This window comes from Pseudomonas fluorescens, assembly GCF_902498065.1.
In the GTDB taxonomy this organism is placed as follows: domain Bacteria; phylum Pseudomonadota; class Gammaproteobacteria; order Pseudomonadales; family Pseudomonadaceae; genus Aquipseudomonas; species Aquipseudomonas fluorescens_BJ.
Genome location: NZ_CABVIR010000002.1, coordinates 246,571 through 264,421 on the forward strand (window position 1 = coordinate 246,571; position 17,851 = coordinate 264,421).

The 17,851-nt window shown below is 61.8% G+C and carries 16 protein-coding genes; 8 read left to right on the forward strand and 8 right to left on the reverse strand.

The genetic code is table 11. The features are described 5' to 3' along the window. Window positions 1-21 precede the first annotated feature (21 nt). The 3 genes from F8N43_RS10360 to F8N43_RS10370 form a co-directional block, all read right to left on the reverse strand. Window positions 22-1,710, reverse strand: coding sequence for an ATP-dependent DNA ligase (locus F8N43_RS10360; RefSeq protein ID WP_150653717.1), 1,689 nt, complete (start codon window positions 1,708-1,710; stop codon window positions 22-24). Beyond that, a complete protein-coding gene (locus tag F8N43_RS10365) occupies window positions 1,707-2,741 on the reverse strand; it encodes a ligase-associated DNA damage response exonuclease (protein WP_150631016.1) in 1,035 nt (344 codons plus the stop codon). Before F8N43_RS10365 ends, F8N43_RS10360 begins: the two co-directional genes overlap by 4 nt. Before the next feature lie 196 nt (window positions 2,742-2,937). After that, a complete protein-coding gene (locus tag F8N43_RS10370; protein ID WP_150653718.1) occupies window positions 2,938-5,388 on the reverse strand; it encodes a penicillin acylase family protein in 2,451 nt (816 codons plus the stop codon). 276 nt (window positions 5,389-5,664) lie between these two features. Here F8N43_RS10370 and F8N43_RS10375 point away from each other — a divergent pair, with 276 nt between their 5' ends. After that, window positions 5,665-6,222 carry a cysteine hydrolase family protein gene (locus F8N43_RS10375; RefSeq protein ID WP_150639896.1) on the forward strand — a complete coding sequence of 186 codons (558 nt, stop codon included), beginning with the start codon at window positions 5,665-5,667 and terminating at the stop codon, window positions 6,220-6,222. 176 nt (window positions 6,223-6,398) lie between these two features. Here the strand turns inward: F8N43_RS10375 and F8N43_RS10380 are convergent, their stop codons facing one another. From F8N43_RS10380 to F8N43_RS10395, 4 genes are read right to left on the reverse strand one after another with little or no spacing between them, the layout of a single operon-like run. Continuing rightward, window positions 6,399-6,608, reverse strand: a complete 210-nt coding sequence (locus F8N43_RS10380; protein ID WP_007906737.1) for an SEC-C metal-binding domain-containing protein — start codon at window positions 6,606-6,608, stop codon at window positions 6,399-6,401. Next, window positions 6,605-7,099: an LEA type 2 family protein gene (locus F8N43_RS10385; RefSeq protein ID WP_017336798.1), complete on the reverse strand. Its 495-nt coding sequence runs from the start codon at window positions 7,097-7,099 to the stop codon at window positions 6,605-6,607. The genes F8N43_RS10380 and F8N43_RS10385 overlap by 4 nt, the downstream gene beginning before the upstream one ends. 47 nt (window positions 7,100-7,146) lie before the next feature. Beyond that, entirely contained in the window at window positions 7,147-7,623 is a 477-nt protein-coding gene (locus F8N43_RS10390; protein WP_150631013.1) for a YchJ family protein, read from the reverse strand. A gap of 4 nt (window positions 7,624-7,627) precedes the next feature. Next, on the reverse strand, window positions 7,628-8,125 hold the full coding sequence (locus F8N43_RS10395; protein ID WP_150631012.1) for a DUF6231 family protein: 498 nt from the start codon (window positions 8,123-8,125) through the stop codon (window positions 7,628-7,630). 190 nt (window positions 8,126-8,315) lie between these two features. On the opposite strand from F8N43_RS10395, the gene F8N43_RS10400 reads away from it, so the two are divergent. The 4 genes from F8N43_RS10400 to F8N43_RS10415 all read left to right on the forward strand — a co-directional run bounded on the left by F8N43_RS10400 (window position 8,316) and on the right by F8N43_RS10415 (window position 10,990). Then, window positions 8,316-9,011 (forward strand): OmpA family protein, encoded by a 696-nt coding sequence (locus tag F8N43_RS10400; protein WP_150653719.1) that lies wholly within the window; start codon window positions 8,316-8,318, stop codon window positions 9,009-9,011. Between the two features lie 90 nt (window positions 9,012-9,101). Continuing rightward, complete coding sequence (locus F8N43_RS10405) at window positions 9,102-9,812, forward strand: OmpA family protein (RefSeq protein WP_150631010.1); 711 nt, start codon at window positions 9,102-9,104, stop codon at window positions 9,810-9,812. Window positions 9,813-9,960: 148 nt separating this feature from the next. After that, a complete protein-coding gene (locus F8N43_RS10410; protein WP_150631009.1) occupies window positions 9,961-10,239 on the forward strand; it encodes a DUF1145 domain-containing protein in 279 nt (92 codons plus the stop codon). Further along, complete coding sequence (locus tag F8N43_RS10415) at window positions 10,232-10,990, forward strand: collagen-like protein (RefSeq protein WP_150653720.1); 759 nt, start codon at window positions 10,232-10,234, stop codon at window positions 10,988-10,990. Before F8N43_RS10410 ends, F8N43_RS10415 begins: the two co-directional genes overlap by 8 nt. Before the next feature lie 119 nt (window positions 10,991-11,109). Here F8N43_RS10415 and F8N43_RS10420 read toward each other — a convergent pair whose 3' ends face one another. Next, entirely contained in the window at window positions 11,110-11,574 is a 465-nt protein-coding gene (locus F8N43_RS10420; RefSeq protein ID WP_150631007.1) for a CopD family protein, read from the reverse strand. Between the two features lie 99 nt (window positions 11,575-11,673). On the opposite strand from F8N43_RS10420, the gene dinG reads away from it, so the two are divergent. From dinG to F8N43_RS10435, 3 genes are all read left to right on the forward strand, one after another. Continuing rightward, entirely contained in the window at window positions 11,674-13,818 is a 2,145-nt protein-coding gene (gene dinG, locus F8N43_RS10425) for an ATP-dependent DNA helicase DinG (RefSeq protein WP_017336806.1), read from the forward strand. 95 nt (window positions 13,819-13,913) lie between these two features. Next, complete coding sequence (locus F8N43_RS10430) at window positions 13,914-16,424, forward strand: beta-galactosidase (RefSeq protein ID WP_150653721.1); 2,511 nt, start codon at window positions 13,914-13,916, stop codon at window positions 16,422-16,424. A gap of 249 nt (window positions 16,425-16,673) precedes the next feature. Continuing rightward, a complete protein-coding gene (locus F8N43_RS10435; protein ID WP_150631005.1) occupies window positions 16,674-17,819 on the forward strand; it encodes a serine hydrolase domain-containing protein in 1,146 nt (381 codons plus the stop codon). Window positions 17,820-17,851 lie beyond the last annotated feature (32 nt).

Here is a 17,851-nt window from a genome sequence, read left to right on the forward strand (position 1 = left end):
CGGCTCCTACAGGAGCGCGCATTAGCCGAGCAAATCCTGCAGGGTCGCGAGATGGTCAGCCTGGTCAACTGTCTTGTCCTGCCGCCACCGAAGCATCCGCGGAAACCGCACCGCGATACCGCTCTTGTGCCGCCTGGACAGAGCAATCCCCTCAAATCCCAATTCAAATACCAGGCTCGGTTTCACGCTGCTGACGGGGCCGAATTTCTCCACCGTGGTCTTGCGCACGATGCTGTCGACCTGGCGCATTTCCTCATCGGTGAGCCCCGAATACGCTTTGGCGAACGGCACCAGCGTGCGTTCGCTCGCGTCTGGCGGGCCGTCCCACACGGCGAAGGTGTAATCGCTGTAGAGACTGGCCCGACGGCCATGCCCGCGTTGCGCGTAGATCAGCACTGCGTCGACGCTGAACGGGTCGACTTTCCACTTCCACCAGACGCCCATGTCCTTGGTGCGGCCGACGCCATACAACGCGTCCCGAGCCTTGAGCATCATGCCCTCGACGCCCAGGCTGCGGGAGGCTTGGCGTTGGCGGGCGAGGTCGAACCAGTCTTCGCCGGTTAGCACGGGGGAGGGCAGTAGCACCGGGTTGTTGCAGTGAGCGATGACGCGTTCCAGTTGTTCGCGGCGCCTGGCCTGAGGCTGGTTGCGCCAGTCTTCGCCCGCCCATTCCAGTAAGTCGTAGGCGAGTACGACCACCGGCACTTCATCGAGGATTTTCTTGCCCAGGGTTTTACGGCCGATCCGCTGTTGCAGCAGGGCGAACGGTTGCACTGCGGGCGGCGTTGGTGCCTGTGGATCGAAGGCATCTTCGGTGTTCGGTGGTGCGGTTTTCCAGGCAACGATTTCACCGTCGATCACCGTGCCGTCGGGCAGGCCGTGAACCAGGCTGTCGAGTTCGGGAAAACGCTCGGTGATCAATTCTTCGCCGCGCGACCAGATCCAGAGTCGCCCATCGCGCTTGACCACTTGGGCGCGGATGCCGTCCCACTTCCATTCCACCTGCCAGTTGTTCGCGGGGCCGAGCAGGGTTTCGAATTGCTCCACCGGTTGCGACAACGCGTGGGCGAGAAAAAACGGGTACGGCTGACCGCCGCGCTGAGCATGTTCATCCGACGATTCGGCGGCGATCAGCTTGCGGTAGCTGGCCGCGCTCGGGCGATTGGACAGGTCGGTATAACCCACGAGCCGCTGGGCCACGCGTTTGCTGTCGAGCTGCGCCATGGCCGCCAGGGCGCGGGTCACCAGCAATTTGGAGACGCCGACGCGGAAACTGCCGGTGATCAGTTTGATGCAGAGCATCAGGCTGGGGCGGTCCAGTTGCGACCAGAGTCTGGGCAAATGTTCGGCCAGTACTTCGGGAGATTCGCCGCGCAACGTCAGCAGTTTGTCTTCGATCCACACCGCCAACCCGTCGGTGGAGCTGTGAGGCGCTTCGGGCAGTACCAGCGAGATGGTTTCCGCCAGATCGCCGACCGCCTGATAACTCTCCTCGAACAACCACGGCGACAGGCCGGAATACGCCACGGCGAGTTCACGCAGGATGCGCACCGGCACCAGTTGGCGAGGACGCCCGCCGGACAGAAAGTACACCGCCCATGCGGCGTCTTCCGGCGCGGCCTGGGCGAAGTAATGTTGCATGGCCGCCAATTTGGCGTTGCTCGAGGTCGTGGCATCGAGTTCGGCGTACAACTCGGCGAAGGCCTTCATGGCAGTACCTCGGCGCGCTCGGGTTCGGTGGTCGCGATGTCTTCTTCATCGTCGCCGTACTCGGTGGTGAACCCTTGGGCGTCGAGACCTTGTTCGCGCAGATGGCGCACCAAGACCGCCACGGAACCGTGGGTGACCATGACGCGCTCGGCACCCGTCTGCTCGATGGCCCAGAGCAGGCCCGGCCAGTCGGCGTGGTCCGACAACACAAAACCACGGTCCACTCCCCGTCGCCGACGCGTGCCGCGCAAGCGCATCCAGCCGCTGGCGAAGCCATCGCTGTATTCGCCAAAGCGCCGCATCCAGGTGCTGCCACCCGCCGATGGCGGGGCCAGGACCAGCGCCTTGCGCATCATCGGGTCGCTCTTTTTGACGTCGCCGGCATAGATCGTCGGCGGCAGATAAACGCCGCTCTCGCGATACACCCGGTTCAGCGGCTCTACGGCGCCGTGCACCAGAATGGGGCCCAGGCTGGCGTCGATACCGTGGAGAATCCGCTGCGCCTTGCCGAAGGAATAGCAGAACAGCACGCTGGTTTTGTCTTCGGCGGCGTTGGTTTGCCACCACTGATTGATCTCGGCAAACACCTGCGCCTGGGGTTGCCAGCGATAGATCGGCAGGCCGAAGGTCGATTCGGTGATGAAGGTGTGGCAGCGCACCGGCTCGAAGGGCGCACAGGTGCCGTCGGGCTCGATTTTGTAATCCCCGGAAGCGACCCAGACTTCGCCGCCGTATTCCAGGCGCACCTGTGCCGAGCCGAGCACATGGCCGGCGGGATGGAAACTCAGAGTGACGCCGTGGTGCAGCAGCCGTTCGCCATAGGCCAGGGTTTGCAGGTTGATGTCCTGACCGAGTCGCGCGCGCAGGATGCCTTCGCCGGGCGCGGCCGCCAGATAATGCTGGTTGCCGCCTCGGGCATGATCGCCGTGGGCGTGGGTGATGACCGAACGCTCGACCGGCCGCCACGGGTCGATATAGAAATCGCCGGCGGGGCAGTACAAACCTTCGGGACGCGCGATAACAAGATCCATGTTGTTACCAAAATGGAGGGACTTGTTAGCTATGAGGTTTGGGGGAGGGCAGAAGTTCTATCGATATTCAGCGGTATTGGTGAATACCAATGTGGGAGCGAGCTTGCTCGCGATAACGGTGTGTCAGTTCCATTAATGGTGGCTGACAGGGCCTCATCGCGAGCAAGCTCGCTCCCACAGAGATCTGCGGCGATTGTTACTTGCCAGGCGTCAGCGTCAACCGCTTGGTCCCGTACACCTTGTCGAAGTTCTGCGGCTGCATCGGCAAACTCACGTATTGCCCCTTGAGCCACGGATCGACGCTGTCGAGGTAGTTCCGGCTGGCCGGGTTGCCGGATTGGCCAGTGCCGATCTGGCCCATCAGCGGTTCGGCCTGGCCGAAATCGACGATGAAGCGCATGGCCGGTGCCTGCGTGGTGTTGAAGTCCTGGCCCCAGGCGAACGCCGCGGTGTTCAGCGTGGTGTGATCGCCGCCGGCCGCGAGCGGGCCGCGCACGGTCTGGCCACTGGCGTTCTTCCATTCATAGCGGTGCAGTTTGCCCCACTGCCAGGCTTTGTGATCGCCACCCAACTGGCTGTCGCCGGCGGTCATGGCGGCTGCAAGGCTGCGTGCGAGAATCGCCGGCTTATCCTCTTTCTGCGGCGTGCGCACGTCATCCCAGAACGGGCTGTCTTCACGCCCCAGCAGGTGATCGGCCTGGGCCGCGTAGGACAACTTACCGTTGGCGATAAAGGCTTTCCACGCCGGGCTGCTTTCCGGACCCAGTTCGTCGAGGAAGGTTTGCTTGGCGCTTTCCTGCAGGAACAGCTCGTAAATCGCCGCATCGGCGGAGGTCGCGGCGAGTTTGCCGTCGAACGCCATCAGGCGGGTAAACGCTTCACGCGCCTTGCCGCGATCAGCCACCGGCAGGGCTTCAATGGCTTGCTTGAGCGGCTGGGCCATGCCCGGCGCGGCAAACATCTTCTTCAGTTTGGCGGCGAACGTGGTGGTCTGATCGTATTGCATGGCAATCACACTGCGTGTGTCGTGTTTGCCCACACCGGCCAATTCCGCCATGCGCTCGCCACGCTCCGGTGCCGACCAGGAATTGGACAGCTGCATGCCATAGCCATGGGGAATGACCCGCTGGTTGGCGGTGCCGAGCCAGCCTTGCGCCGGGTCCTGATCGTACGGGTGCAGCATCGGGTCGGCGTAACCGTCCCAGTCGTAACGACCTTCCCAACCCGGCGACGGCAGCAGGCCTTCGCCTTCGCGGCGATTCGGGTAACGACCGGTGACTTGCCAGCCAATATTGCTGGCGTCGGCGAAGACCAGGTTCAGCGTGATCGCGCGGATTTCACGGCTGGCGTCCGAGGCTTTTTCCACGGTCTGCGCACGGGACAGGTCGAAAAACGCGTCCAGCGATTTGTCATCGGTGAAGTTCGGTGTCTGCAACGCCAGACCCAAGCCGTTGCTCAGTGCCGTGCCTTTGGCGCTATTGAGCAGCGGGCCGTGGCGGGTTTCGTACACCGCTTCGCGAATCGGCCGCTGGCCTTTGACGAAGTAGGTTTCGTTGCGAACGATGGCCGGCTGCCATTTGCCGCTGACTTCATAGGAAAGCCCGTTGCCCTGGCGTTGGATTTTTTCCAGGAACAGGTCCTGGTTGTCGCCCATGACCGAGGTCATGCTCCACGCCACTTTGCCGTTGAAACCGCCCAGCACCATCGGCAAACCGGCGATGGTCACGCCGGACGCCTGATATTTCGGTGTACGAATCTGCACGTAACTGAACAACGACGGCACGCCCAGCGGCCCATGGCTGTCGCTGGCCAGCAGGCTTTTGCCGCTGCGGCTGCGTTGCGGGGCGATTGCCCAGTTGTTCGATGAGGTGGTGCCCAGCAGATTCAGGTCGGACAGTTGACTGGTGGCCTTGCTGATTTCGGCGAGCCCTGGAATCGCTCCGTTGAGCTTGAGGCCCTGAAGTTTTTCGGCTTCGGCCACCGGCAGTTTTTCGTCGGGAGCAGACGGCGTCAGCCACGCGAGTTTGTCGGTGGTGACCGATTGGGCGAGCACCAGCGAGGAAATCTCCTCGGGCAGGTTCGCCGATTGGCTGAAGTTCAGCAGGCAGAAAATCAGCGCCGAATCTTCCGGTTTCCAGTATTCGGGTTTGTAGCCGGTGGCAGCGAGGTCGGCTGGCAACTTGTCGCGGTAGCGGAACAGGTAGGCGTTGACCCCGCGGGCATAGACTTCGAAGAAGCGTTTGAGGCGCGGCGACGAGGCCTTGTACAGCTCGCCGGCGCTTTTCTTCAGGTTGACGGCGCGCATGTAACGGTCGGCGTCCAGCAGGTCCGAGCCGGACATCTCCGACAACCGGCCTTGGGCCAGCAGGCGCAGGGTGACCATTTGTGTGATGCGGTCGCTCGCGTGCACGTAGCCGAGGGTGAATAAAGCGTCGTGGAAGGTACTGCTTTCGATCAACGGCATGCCCATGGCATTGCGGCGCACCGAAACGTTTTGCGCCAGACCTTTGAGCGGCTGCACGCCGATGGTCGGCGGGAGCGTGTCTTGAGCGTTCCAGGTCTGACAACCGGACAGGCTCAAAACACCGGCCACTGCTGCGGCAACGCCGAACCGGGGAAGAAAATGTGTAAGGGCTGGCGAGGCCATGGCAAAGCTCCTGCGGGGGTAGAGGCGCAATAAAGGCGCTACGTTAGAGAGCAGGAGGTGGCCGCGCAAGCGGGGTGTGGGGTTATTTCAGGATTTGTCTGTCGAACGAACAAAGAATGCGGCCTTCGCCGCCAGCGCATACGCTTTCACCGTCGCCGGTCAGTCGATTTAGCGCCTGGGCGTCAGGTCATCCTGTTTGCGATCGAGGGCTTGCCTGCAGGAGGAGCTGATGCTGAAGTGCGTGAAATCCAATGACCTTGCGTGAGAAAAGTCGGCATGGAGCTCAAGACCAACGCGGCACTGATCATCATCGATCAACAAAAAGGCATTTTGGAGCCCAGGTGCGGCCGACGAAACAATCCTCAGGCCGAGGTGCGGATTCTGGAACTACTGGGTTTTTGGCGTGAAACCGGGCGCCCGGTGATTCATGTGCAGCACCTTTCCCGTTCACCGGACTCGGTGTTCTGGCCGCAGCAATCGGGCGTGGAGTTTCAGGAGCGGTTCCAGCCACTGGCCGGTGAGCGACTGATTCAGAAACAGGTGCCGGATGCGTTTTGTGCGACGGCGCTGGAGGCGGGGCTGCGCGAGTCGGGGATCGATCAATTGGTCATCGTGGGCGTCGCGACCCACAACTCGGTAGAGTCCACGGCGCGAACGGCCGGTAATCTGGGGTTTGATACCTGGGTGGCGGAGGATGCGTGCTTCACGTTCGACAAGGCGGATTACTTTGGTAATGCCCGTTCTGCCGAAGACGTGCATGCCATGTCGCTGGGGAATTTGCAGGGGGAATATGCAACGGTCGTCAGCACGGTGCAGGTATTGAACGCAAACTGAAAAGCCCGTGCGTTAACTGATACATGGAGGGTGAACGTACGGCCGCCATCGCGGGCAAGCCCCCTCCCACAATTGATCCGCGTCAGGCACAGGTACTGTGTAGAAAGCGGACCCTGTGGGAGCGGGCTTGCCCGCGATAGCGATTCAACAGGCGAAGAATTTTTTCGCCCGAAGCATCAAGCGCCGTGGCACTTCTTGAATTTCTTGCCGTTGCCGCAAGGGCAAGGGTCGTTGCGGCCGACGTCCTTCAGGGCGTTGCGCACCGGCTCCTGGTGAGCGTGGCCGCAGTTCGGGCCGTGGACATGGCCATGGTCGTGATCATGGTGGTCGTGATGGTCATGATCGTGGTTGCAGTCAGGGCCATGGACGTGGGGTTGCTGGGTCATCGGGTGTGCTCCGGAATTAAATCGGCGGGGATTATCACGCCTTTGCGCGCCAGGTGCACGTAATGCGCGATGAACACACCGGTTTCCAGCTCACCTTCAAGACGATAAGGGATGGGTTGCTCGGGTTTTTTCAACAGTTTCACCAGATCCCGCACCTTCGGCCACAGGTTGGTGCGGATCGGCACTTTGAAATACGCGCTGCGCCTGGGGCTGACCGTAAACCAGTGTTCGTGCTCGCCTTCGGTCAGCAGCATGTCGCCCAGGTGAATCCGGTATTCGAGGCCGCGTACCGTCAAGTCGCTGTCACGAGGGTTGTCGACTCGGAAGAACAACAGGAAGCGTTGCTCCATCAGTTTCGCCCGGACTACTTCGACCTTGACCAGGTGCACTTGAGGTTCCGGCTCATCGTCGCTGAACCAGGACGCACAGCCGCCAAGCCCGAGAAACAGGAGCAGGGTGAGCAGAAAAAGCGCGAATCGCCGGGTGATCATGGTTGTGTTTCTCCCTTGATCCCCAGTCTAGCCCTTCACGGATCACCTTAACTGGTGAAATACCCCGAACAACACTTCTTGAACTTCTGCCCGCTGGCACACGGGCAGGCGTCGTTGCGCCCGGCCTTGAGGGGCACGGTAGGGTCGATGAAGTACCAGTGGCCGGCGTTCTGCACGAACGATGAGCGCTCGCGGTGGCTGTGTTCGCCACTGCCGTCATGCCAGCGCGCTGTGAAGGTGACGAAGGCGTGTTCCGGTTGACCGCCGAACACCTCGGAGCTTTCCACTTCCAGGCCGAGCCAGGTGCTTTGCGCGCTCCAGTCGCTGATGGACTGACGATCAAGGCCGGACTGCTGTGCGGGCAGGGTGGTCGCTACCAGATAATCGATCAGGCCCAACACATAAGCGCTGTAGCGCGAACGCATCAACGCTTCGGCACAAGGCGCCGGATGCCCGGCATGGTAATGACCGCAGCAGGCGTCGAGCAGGGTGCCGCTGCCGCAAGGGCAAATGGATGTACTCATTGCGTTACCACCAGTATTTCCCGAAGTTTTCCGGATTGGCCCAGAACCGTGAGTTGAGCCAGTCGGGGACTTGTTTGTAGTCAAGCAGGTCGTAGGTGAACAGGGTCAGTACTTGCTCCTCGCGCTGGAAACGTTCGCTGGCTTGCAGGGCCAGGGAGAAAAAATCGGTTTCCTGCCAGCCACTGGCCGGCAAATCCGCCAGCACCGCAATGCGACTGGCATTGAGATTGCGGATGCCGCCGAGCAAATTCAGGCCATCGCGTTTGGGCAAGTGTTCGAGGCAATCGACCACCAGCGCCAGATCAAACCGGCGCGCTGCCAGTTCGGCCGGCAACGGGCCGGGCGCGGCGTGGGCGACGCAGGTGTCCGGGTGCGCGAGCCTGAACGCCTCAAGCGCCGGGAACTCACTGGCGCCGATCAGCAACAGGCGTGGCGGGGCATAACGATCCAGCAAAGCGGCCAGCGCTTGCTGGGGCGTGCGCGAAGAAATACCTGCAATCATCGAAAATCCTCAATCAGAGCGCCAAGACTAGCCTGCCCGAAGGTCCAGATATAGAGCGCCATAGCGCCAAAAGTGTCGATCAGCCGTGAACACTGGACAAAAACTGCAATGGCCTATTGCTGGCGGAGATGAAAACTCGGGTCTTTACTCCCTGAATCGGTTCTAAGCCGATCCCTCAGGAGAAAACTAGATGAGCATAGTTCGGACAGCATTACCCTTGGTTCTGCTAACCAGTGTGTTGACTGGTTGCGCAGGTTTGCAGAAAACCGACTGGCCGACCTGTGCGGCAGTCGGTGGTGTGGTCGGTGCAGGCCTCGGCGCGACCGAGAGCACGGCATGGGCGGGGTATGGCGCGTTGGCAGTCGGCGGTTTGGCCGCAGCCTATTGCTGGGTTCACGGTGATGGCGACGAAGACGGCGATGGCGTGCCGGACAGCCGCGACAAGTGCCCGGGTACGCCTAGAGGCGTGCAGGTCGATGCCGAGGGTTGCCCACCACCAGTTCCTGCGCCAGTGGTTGAAGAGGCGGTTGTGGTCAAGGAAGAAGTCATTGTCATCCGCGATGTTCACTTCCAGTTCGACAAAGCCACACTCACCCCTTCTGATAAAGACGTACTCAACAAAATCGCCACGCGCCTGAAACAGGAATCTACTACCGCTCAGTTGAGCGTGACCGGTCACACCGACAGCGTGGGCAGTGATGCCTACAACCAGAAACTGTCGGATCGTCGCGCTCACTCGGTTGTGGACTACCTCGTCCAGAGTGGTGTGCCACGCAACAGCTTCGTGTCTGTGAGCGGTGCCGGTGAAAGCCAGCCGGTAGCCGATAACAAAACCGCTGACGGCCGTGCATTGAACCGTCGCACGGAAATCAAAATCAACCGCTAACCCCCCCATACTCCGCGGCTTGTGCAGTCGCGGATGCGGGTCTTTACTCCTGTGTAACCGGCATCGGCCGGTAACACAGGAGTTTTCACCATGAGCGTTCTCACACGGACCGTCTTGCCGGTTCTGCTGCTGGGCAGCCTGTTGACCGGTTGCGCGACTCACAGCGATGGCACCGCCCCCCTCAATCAACGCACCTGGCCGATCTGCAGCGTCATCGGTGGCCTGGTCGGTGGAGGCTTGGGCGCTATCGAAAGTAGCGGTTGGGCGGCCGGTGGAGCGGCGCTTGGTATCTTGACAGGTGGCCTGATCTGTTACGCCCAGGACGGCGACGAAGACGAAGATGGGGTCTTCGATCGACGTGATCGCTGCCCGGATACACCGGCTAATACCCCGGTCGAACATCATGGTTGTCCACTGCCGCAGTACCCCGCCAGCGTGAAGCCTGCCGAATCCGAAGTCATCACCCTGAGCGATGCCGGCGACGTGTTGTTTGCCTTCAACAAATCCGACCTGACGCCCTCGATGCAAAGTCACCTGGATGCGCTGATGCCCACACTGCAAAGCGCCGACGTGGTCAGCATCAAAGTGATCGGTCATACCGACAGCGTGGGGTCCGACGCCTATAACCAGGCACTCTCGGAACGACGCGCCAGCAGTGTCGCGGCTTACTTGCTGGGCATGGGCCTGGCGCCGAACAAACTCACCAGCGAAGGCCGGGGCGAAAGCCAGCCCGTGGCTGATAACGAAACAGAAGAAGGCCGCGCGAAAAACCGTCGCGTGGAATTGCACATCAATCGCTGAGCCCCGTAATAGAGCCGTCGGTCCATGATTGCAGTGGCGCCGACGGCCATTCGGTGGCGCTCATGAAGAATTTTCCGTTGCCCTCTGGCTTATCCCGCGTGGAAGCCGTTACTGTGCGTGCAAAGAATAATTCTCAACGGGGGAGCGTATGAAGGTGTTTTGGGGGTTGGGGAAGCTGTTGACCCTGCTGTTCTGGCTAGTGGTGCTGGTCAATCTGATGACGCCGTTTGTCCATCCGCTGCACCTGTTGGTCAATCTGGCCGGTGGTCTGTTGGCGTGCCTTCATCTGCTTGAGGCGGTGTTCTGTTTCCGCAGTCTCAGAGGTCGCGCCCACCCTTGGCGTGATCGCTTGAGCGTTCTTTTTTTCGGTGTTTTCCACCTGCAAACCATTCCGGCTCCTGCCGTACCGAAGGCTTCCCATGCGTAAACTCTGTCTGCTCGCTGCACTCGTCAGCCCCTTCGCCTGTGCCCAAGTGGTCAGCGTCGAAACGAACTCGCTGATGCGCTTGCCCAATACCGCCAGCACCTTGCAGCTGGAACGCCTGGAAGTGGCCGATTACGGCACGTTGTTGATTCCCTCGAATGTGACCGAAGTCATCGTCGGCGAATTGCACCTGGGGCGTGAAGCGCGTATCGCCATCGTGCCCGGCGAAACAGCGCTGGAATTGAAGGTCAGCCGTGCCCAATTGTCCGAAGGCAGCCAGATCACCGCTCGCGGCGCGCCGGGGACCTACCTCAAGGCGGCTCGCTCGGGACGTAACCTGAATGTGCAGATCAAGGCACTGAACGCACCGCAGTTGTTGGTAGATGCACGCGGTGGTGCAGGCGCTCCAGGGTTTGTCGGCCTCGATGGCGCCAACGGCCAGGCGCCGGGTTGCACCTGGGGCCAGGCCGGTCGCGGGGCAGATGGCAGCAATGGCAGCGACGGTCAGCCGGGTGCGCCAGGTGCGCTGGTCAGGCTTGAAGTGCCGCGTGACTATCCGGCGGAGCAGATCAAGGTTCAGGTCGCCGGCGGCGCGGGTGGTTTGGCCGGTCCTGGCGGTAAGCCGGGGGCGGGCGGCAAGGCCAAGGGGTGCTTTGTCTACAAGGCCGATGGCGGCAAGAGCGGCAAGCCTGGCGTTGACGGCCAGCCGGGGCCTGCGGGTGCGGCGGGTTCGGTGACGGTTCAAAGGTTGTAAGTAGTTTCGGAACATTTCGTCGTCTGATCGATTGCCATCGCGAGCAGGCTCGCTCCCACAGGGATCACACCAGTCACTGTGGGGGCTAGCCGGCTCCGGTCGGCGTTCCGACGAGGCTTTTAAAACATCGGCCGCGCCGCTGCAATCGCCACTAGCACCAGCCCCACAATCAAATTGATCCCCACCAATTTGCGAATCTTCCCCAGCACCGCCGCACCCGTCGGCCAATCCTGCGCCGTCACCGCCGTGCGCAATTCCGGCAATAGCAACGCCTGTATCCGGATAAACAGCGCGGTCATCACCACGTACAACCCCATCATCACCTGCACATAACGCGGCGCCGTTTCAAAACCGGCGTATTGAAGGTGGATCATGCCGACACCGCTGATCGGCAGCAGCACCACCGCCACCCAGACCCAGCGGAAAAAACCTTGAAACACTTCCACCCACAGCTTCAACCGGGCAGGGCCTTCCAGCGCCTTCATCGCGGCGGGCCGCAAGACCATCCAGGCGAAAAACATGCCGCCGACCCACACCAGGGCGGACAGCACATGCAGGGTGTAAACGATGCCAAAAGGTGTCATTGAGGTACTCCGTTCTGCGCGGGATTAATTAGCGCGGTATGATAGCCGCCGAACCGAACCACTGAAAATTTATCCAGCGTTTTTTGCGCCCGACAATCCATGATCAGCACTGAACTCAAAACCACGATCCAGGGCGCCTACTCGCGTTTTCTCGAAGCCAAGAGCCTCAAGCCGCGCTACGGCCAACGCCTGATGATCGCTGAAATTGCCAAAGTCCTCGGTGACATCGACACCGACGACGAAGGCCGGCGCAGTGGCGACCCCGCGATTGTCGCGGTGGAAGCCGGCACCGGTACTGGCAAGACCGTGGCCTACAGCCTGGCGGCCATCCCGACCGCGAAGGCCGCCGGCAAACGCCTGGTGATCGCCACGGCCACCGTGGCCCTGCAAGAGCAGATCGTCTACAAGGATTTGCCCGACCTGATGCGCAACAGCGGGCTGAATTTCAGCTTCGCCCTGGCCAAGGGGCGCGGGCGCTACATGTGCCTGTCCAAGCTCGACATGTTGCTCCAGGAAGGTCACGCACAAACCGCCACGGCGCAGCTGTTCGAAGAAGAAGGCTTCAAGATCGAGGTCGATGAGGCCAGTCAGAAGCTGTTCACCAGCATGATCGAGAAACTCGCCGGCAATAAATGGGACGGCGACCGCGACAGTTGGTCCACCGCGCTGGAAGACGCCGACTGGGCGCGCCTGACCACCGATCACAGCCAGTGCACCAACCGTCATTGCCCGAACTTCGGCCAGTGCGCTTTCTACAAGGCCCGCGAAGGCATGGGCAAGGTCGACGTGATCGTCACCAACCACGACATGGTCCTTGCGGATCTGGCATTGGGCGGTGGTGCGGTTCTGCCGGACCCGCGCGACACCATCTACGTGTTCGACGAAGGTCACCACCTGCCGGACAAGGCCATCGGCCACTTCGCTCATTACACGCGTCTGCGTTCCACCGCCGACTGGCTCGAAACCACCGCCAAGAACCTCACCAAATTGCTCGCCCAGCACCCGCTGCCGGGCGACCTGGGCAAGTTGATCGAGCAGGTGCCGGAACTGGCCCGTGAGATCAAGACCCAGCAACAGTTCATGTTCAGCGCCTGCGAACAGGTCGCCGATTTCAAACCCGGCGAAGACGTCGAAGGTCGCGAGCGGCCGCGTCACCGTTTCGTCGGCGGGGTAATTCCCGAGCACATGCGCGAAATGGGCGTCGAGCTGAAGAAAGGCTTTGCCCGCCTCACCGACTTGTTCACGCGGCTCACCGAACTGCTCAAGGAGGGCATGGACGGCGAGGTCAACATCGGCATCGCCAGCAACCAGGCCGAAGAGTGGTATCCGCTGTTTGGCAGCTTGTTGTCGCGCTCGTCGGGCAACTGGGAATTGTGGGTCGCATTCACCGCCGAAGACCCGGAAGACAACCCGCCCATGGCCCGCTGGCTGACCCTGGCCGAAAGCGGCTCGCTGTTCGACATCGAGGTCAACGCCAGCCCGATCCTCGCGGCGGAAATGCTTCGGCGCAACCTGTGGAACGTTGCTTATGGCGCACTGGTGACCTCGGCGACCCTGACCGCACTCGGCACCTTCGACCGTTTCCGCATGCGCGCCGGCCTGCCGAAAAAAGCCGTGACCGCCGTGGTCCCGAGCCCGTTCCATCATGCTGACGCCGGTGTGCTGCGAGTGCCGGACCTGAAAGCCGACCCGCGTGATGCGCCGGCGCACACCGCCGCGATCATCCGAGACCTGCCGCAACTGGTCGAAGGTTCCCGCGGCACGCTGGTGTTGTTTTCCTCGCGCAAGCAGATGCAGGACGTGTTCGACGGCCTCGACCGCGACTGGCGCAAACAAGTGTTCATTCAAGGCAACCTGTCAAAACAGGAAACCCTGAACAAGCACAAGGCGCGAGTCGATGGCGGCGATTCCAGCGTGCTGTTCGGCCTCGCGAGTTTCGCCGAAGGGGTCGATTTGCCTGGTGCGTACTGCGAGCACGTGGTCATCGCGAAGATTCCGTTCTCGGTGCCCGATGATCCGGTCGAAGCGGCACTGGCCGAATGGATCGAAGCCCGGGGCGGCAATCCGTTCATGGAGATCTCTGTGCCGGACGCCTCGCTGAAGCTGGTCCAGGCTTGCGGGCGCTTGCTGCGGACCGAAGAAGACCGCGGCACCATCACCTTGCTCGACCGGCGCCTGGTCACCCAGCGTTATGGCAAAGCCATCCTCAATGCGCTGCCGCCATTCCGTCGAGAAATTTCCTGATACATCGGTGGGCAAATTTGCCCGCCGTGTTGTCTATCTCTCTGCCATCGCTTTTCCATTGGCCCATTGAGGTCGTTAGGGAGAATTTCGTTCTCATGATCCGCCGTTCGTTGCCTGCTGTTTTTGCCTTGTTGCTCACAACACCCGTGCTCGCTGCTCCAGCAGCCCAGCAGACGTTGTTCAACTTTGTGCGCCCCGCCGACGTGGTTCAGGTGGCGACTCAGGACGCCAGCCTGCCGCAATCCAATGCCGAGCAAACAGCCGAGGGCGAAGTGCTGCGTCGGGTGACGTTCAACCCGGTGGCGCAGCCAACCCTGCGTCTGACGCCGCAAACCGGTGCCTGGGACTGGTCGCAATCCGGCGTGATGAGCCTGCGGATCCAGAGCGCAATGAACTGGGCCGTGACCCTCTACGTGAAAATCCAGAGCAACGATGGCAAGACGCTGGTCAGTCGCGTCGACCTGCCGGCCGGTCCTGCGCAGACGCTGCTGGTGCCATTGGTCGCCACTTCGCCGCTGAGCCAGGGCATGAAGGCGGGCCCGCCGATGCCCATGACCGTGGACGGTCAACGCATCCTGTTGGCCAGCAGCACCGGTGAACTGGAACGCAGTCAGGTGGTGTCGGTGACCTTGTCGATGGATCAGCCGAAAGTCGCCCAAAGCATCCTGCTGGAACGCTTTGGCGTGCAGGATGGCGAAGCTGTGACTCAGGCCGTTTATGGCGGGCTGGTGGATGCTTTCGGGCAATCGACTCGAGCCAAATGGCCAGAAAAGGTCAGCAGCGACGAGCAACTGAAAAGCGCCGCCGCCAAGGAGCAGCAGCAGACCAAAACCTGGTTGGCCGACCGCGAGAAGGCGTCGCTGGACAAGTTCGGAGGTTGGAACAAAGGCCCGGCGTTCAAGGCCAGCGGCTTTTTCCGCACCGAGAAACGTGACGGTCGCTGGTACCTGGTGACTCCGCAAGGCCATCCGTTTTACTCGCTCGGGGTCAACACCGTTGCCCCGGACGTGAACCAGACCTACATCGCCGGTCGCGAATGGATGTTCGAATCGCTGCCAAAACCCGACGAGCCACTGGCCAGTCACTTTGGCGAAGGCGACAACCGTGGCGGTAACGGCGTCGATCAGGGGCGTGCCTATAACGCCGGTCGTTGGTACGACTTCTATGGTGCCAACCTGCAGCGCCTGTATGGCGCCCCTTGCACACTCGGCAGCGACACCAAGGCCGGTGTCGCCGAAGCGGCCAAGGCCGACGCGGTTGAGGCGACGGTCGAGAAGGCTGCCGAGCAACCCGTGGTTCCTTCCACCGCCGAAGCCGGTGTTGCCGAAGCCGCCAAGACTGGCGCAGAGCAAGCAACGGTCGCGAAAGCGGCCGAGCAGAAACCCGCCGAGCCCTGCACAGCGGTGATTGATGAACAACGCTGGGCCAGCCACACCCTGGATCGCTTGCAAGCCTGGGGGTTCAACACCGTCGGCAACTGGAGCGCCCCGGCTCTGGCCAACGCTGATCGCGTGCCCTACACCTTGCCGCTGTCGATCGTCGGCGATTACGCCAGTATCAGCACGGGCACCGACTGGTGGGGCGGCATGCCTGACCCGTTCGACCCGCGCTTCGCCATGGCCACCGAACGCGCCGTGGCCATCGCCGCCCGCGATCATCGCGACGATCCGTGGCTGATCGGTTACTTCGCCGACAACGAACTGGCCTGGGCCGGTCCCGGTGACGACCCGAAAGCCCGCTACGCCCTGGCCTACGGCACCTTGAAAATGACCACCGACGTGCCGGCCAAACGCGCGTTCCTCAAGCAATTGCGCGACAAGTACCGCAATCAGGCAGGCCTGTCCAAAGCCTGGGGCATCGACTTGCCGGCCTGGGAATTGATGGAAGACCCGGGTTTCGTACCGCCGCTGCCAAGCGCTGAGCACCCGGAAATCGAGGCCGACTTCAAGTATTTCCAGAAGGTCTTCGCTGACACGTACTTCAAAACCATTTCCGACTCGCTCAAGTGGCACGCGCCGAATCAGCTATTGCTGGGCGGCCGTTTTGCCGTCAGCACCCCGGAAGCCGTGGAATCCTGTGCGCAGTATTGCGACGTGTTGAGCTTCAACATGTATACCCTGCAACCGCAGGACGGCTACGATTTCGCCAAGCTGCGCAGCCTGGACAAGCCGGTGCTGATCACCGAATTCAACTTCGGCTCGGCCGATCGCGGCCCGTTCTGGGGCGGCGTGACGCAATTGGCGAAGGAAGAAGACCGTGGCCCGGCGTACGCCAACTTCCTGAAACAGGCACTGAGCGAGCCGTCGATTGTCGGCGTGCACTGGTTCCAGTACCTCGATCAACCGGTGACCGGCCGTCTGCTGGATGGTGAAAACGGCCACTTTGGTCTGGTGGGTATTACCGATCTGCCGTTCCAGGGCTTTGTCGACAGTGTGCGCAAGAGCAACCTGGCGGCCGTTGATCAGTTAGGTAAAGAGGCCGAGAAGGCCAAGGCTGCGGCAGACAAAGCCAGTCACGATGCCGAGGGTGGGAGAAAAGCTGAAGCCGGCAAAGGCCCGGGGAAGGGCACCGGGCAGGCGGGTGGGCACTCCGGGAATGGTCATTAAGGCCTGAGACCGCGTCATCGTTCATCGCTGGCAAGCCAGCTCCCACAAGGATTGAAGTTGCCGCAAAAATCGGCGGACAACCGGAACCCGTGGGAGCCGGCTTGCCAGCGATGGCGGCCTGACGGACACCAGAAAATACTGATCATATCCATGGGCAAACCGACCGCCCGGCCCAACCCTGTTCCCAAAACCATCAATGGCTGGAACAATGCGGGCCACTTTGTAGAGCTTTGTCCGAGGGAGTAGCGGGTGCAGATTCAGGGTCATTACGAGCTTAAGTTCGAAGCGGTTCGCGAGGCGTTCGCGGCGTTGTTCGACGATCCCCAGGAACGTGGCGCCGCGCTGTGCATCCAGATCGGCGGCGAAACCGTTGTCGACCTTTGGTCCGGTACCGCCGACAAGGATGGCCTTGAGGCTTGGCACAGCGACACCATTGCCAACCTGTTTTCCTGCACCAAGACCTTCACCGCCGTCACTGCCCTGCAACTGGTCGCCGAAGGCAAGCTGCAACTGGATGCACCGGTGGCCCGCTACTGGCCTGAATTCGCCGCCGCCGGCAAGGAATCCGTCACTCTGCGTCAACTGCTCTGCCATCAGGCCGGCCTGCCGGCGTTGCGTGAGTTGCTGGCCCCGGAAGCGCTTTACGACTGGCAAACCATGGTCGATGCACTGGCCGCCGAATCGCCTTGGTGGACGCCGGGCACTGGTCACGGTTATGCCGCGATCACCTATGGCTGGCTGGTCGGTGAGTTACTGCGCCGTGCCGACGGACGTGGGCCGGGCGAGTCCATCGTGGCCCGGGTCGCCAAACCGTTGGGCCTGGACTTTCACGTCGGTCTGGCGGATGAAGAATTCCATCGAGTGGCGCACATCGCCCGCGGCAAGGGCAACGTCGGCGATGCTGCCGCCCAGCGCCTGCTGCAAGTGACGATGCGCGAACCGACGGCCATGACCACGCGGGCCTTCACCAACCCGCCGTCGGTCCTGACCAGCACCAACAAACCCGAGTGGCGGCGCATGCAGCAACCAGCGGCCAATGGCCACGGCAATGCCCGCAGCCTGGCCGGGTTCTATGCCGGTCTGCTCGACGGCAGCCTGCTGGAAAGCGAGATGCTCGAGGAGCTCACCCGCGAACACAGCCTCGGCGAGGACAAGACTTTACTGACCCGGACCCGTTTCGGTCTGGGTTGCATGCTCGATCAACCGGACGTCCCCAACGCCACTTACGGCCTCGGCCCACGTGCTTTCGGCCATCCGGGGGCGGGCGGTTCCATCGGTTTTGCTGACCCGGAGCACGATGTCGCCTTCGGTTTTGTGACAAATACACTGGGGCCTTACGTCTTGATGGATCCGCGCGCGCAAAAGCTCGCACGGGTACTGGCCACTTGTCTGTAAAACGCGCTTACGGGTTCCAGGGCCGGAACCCG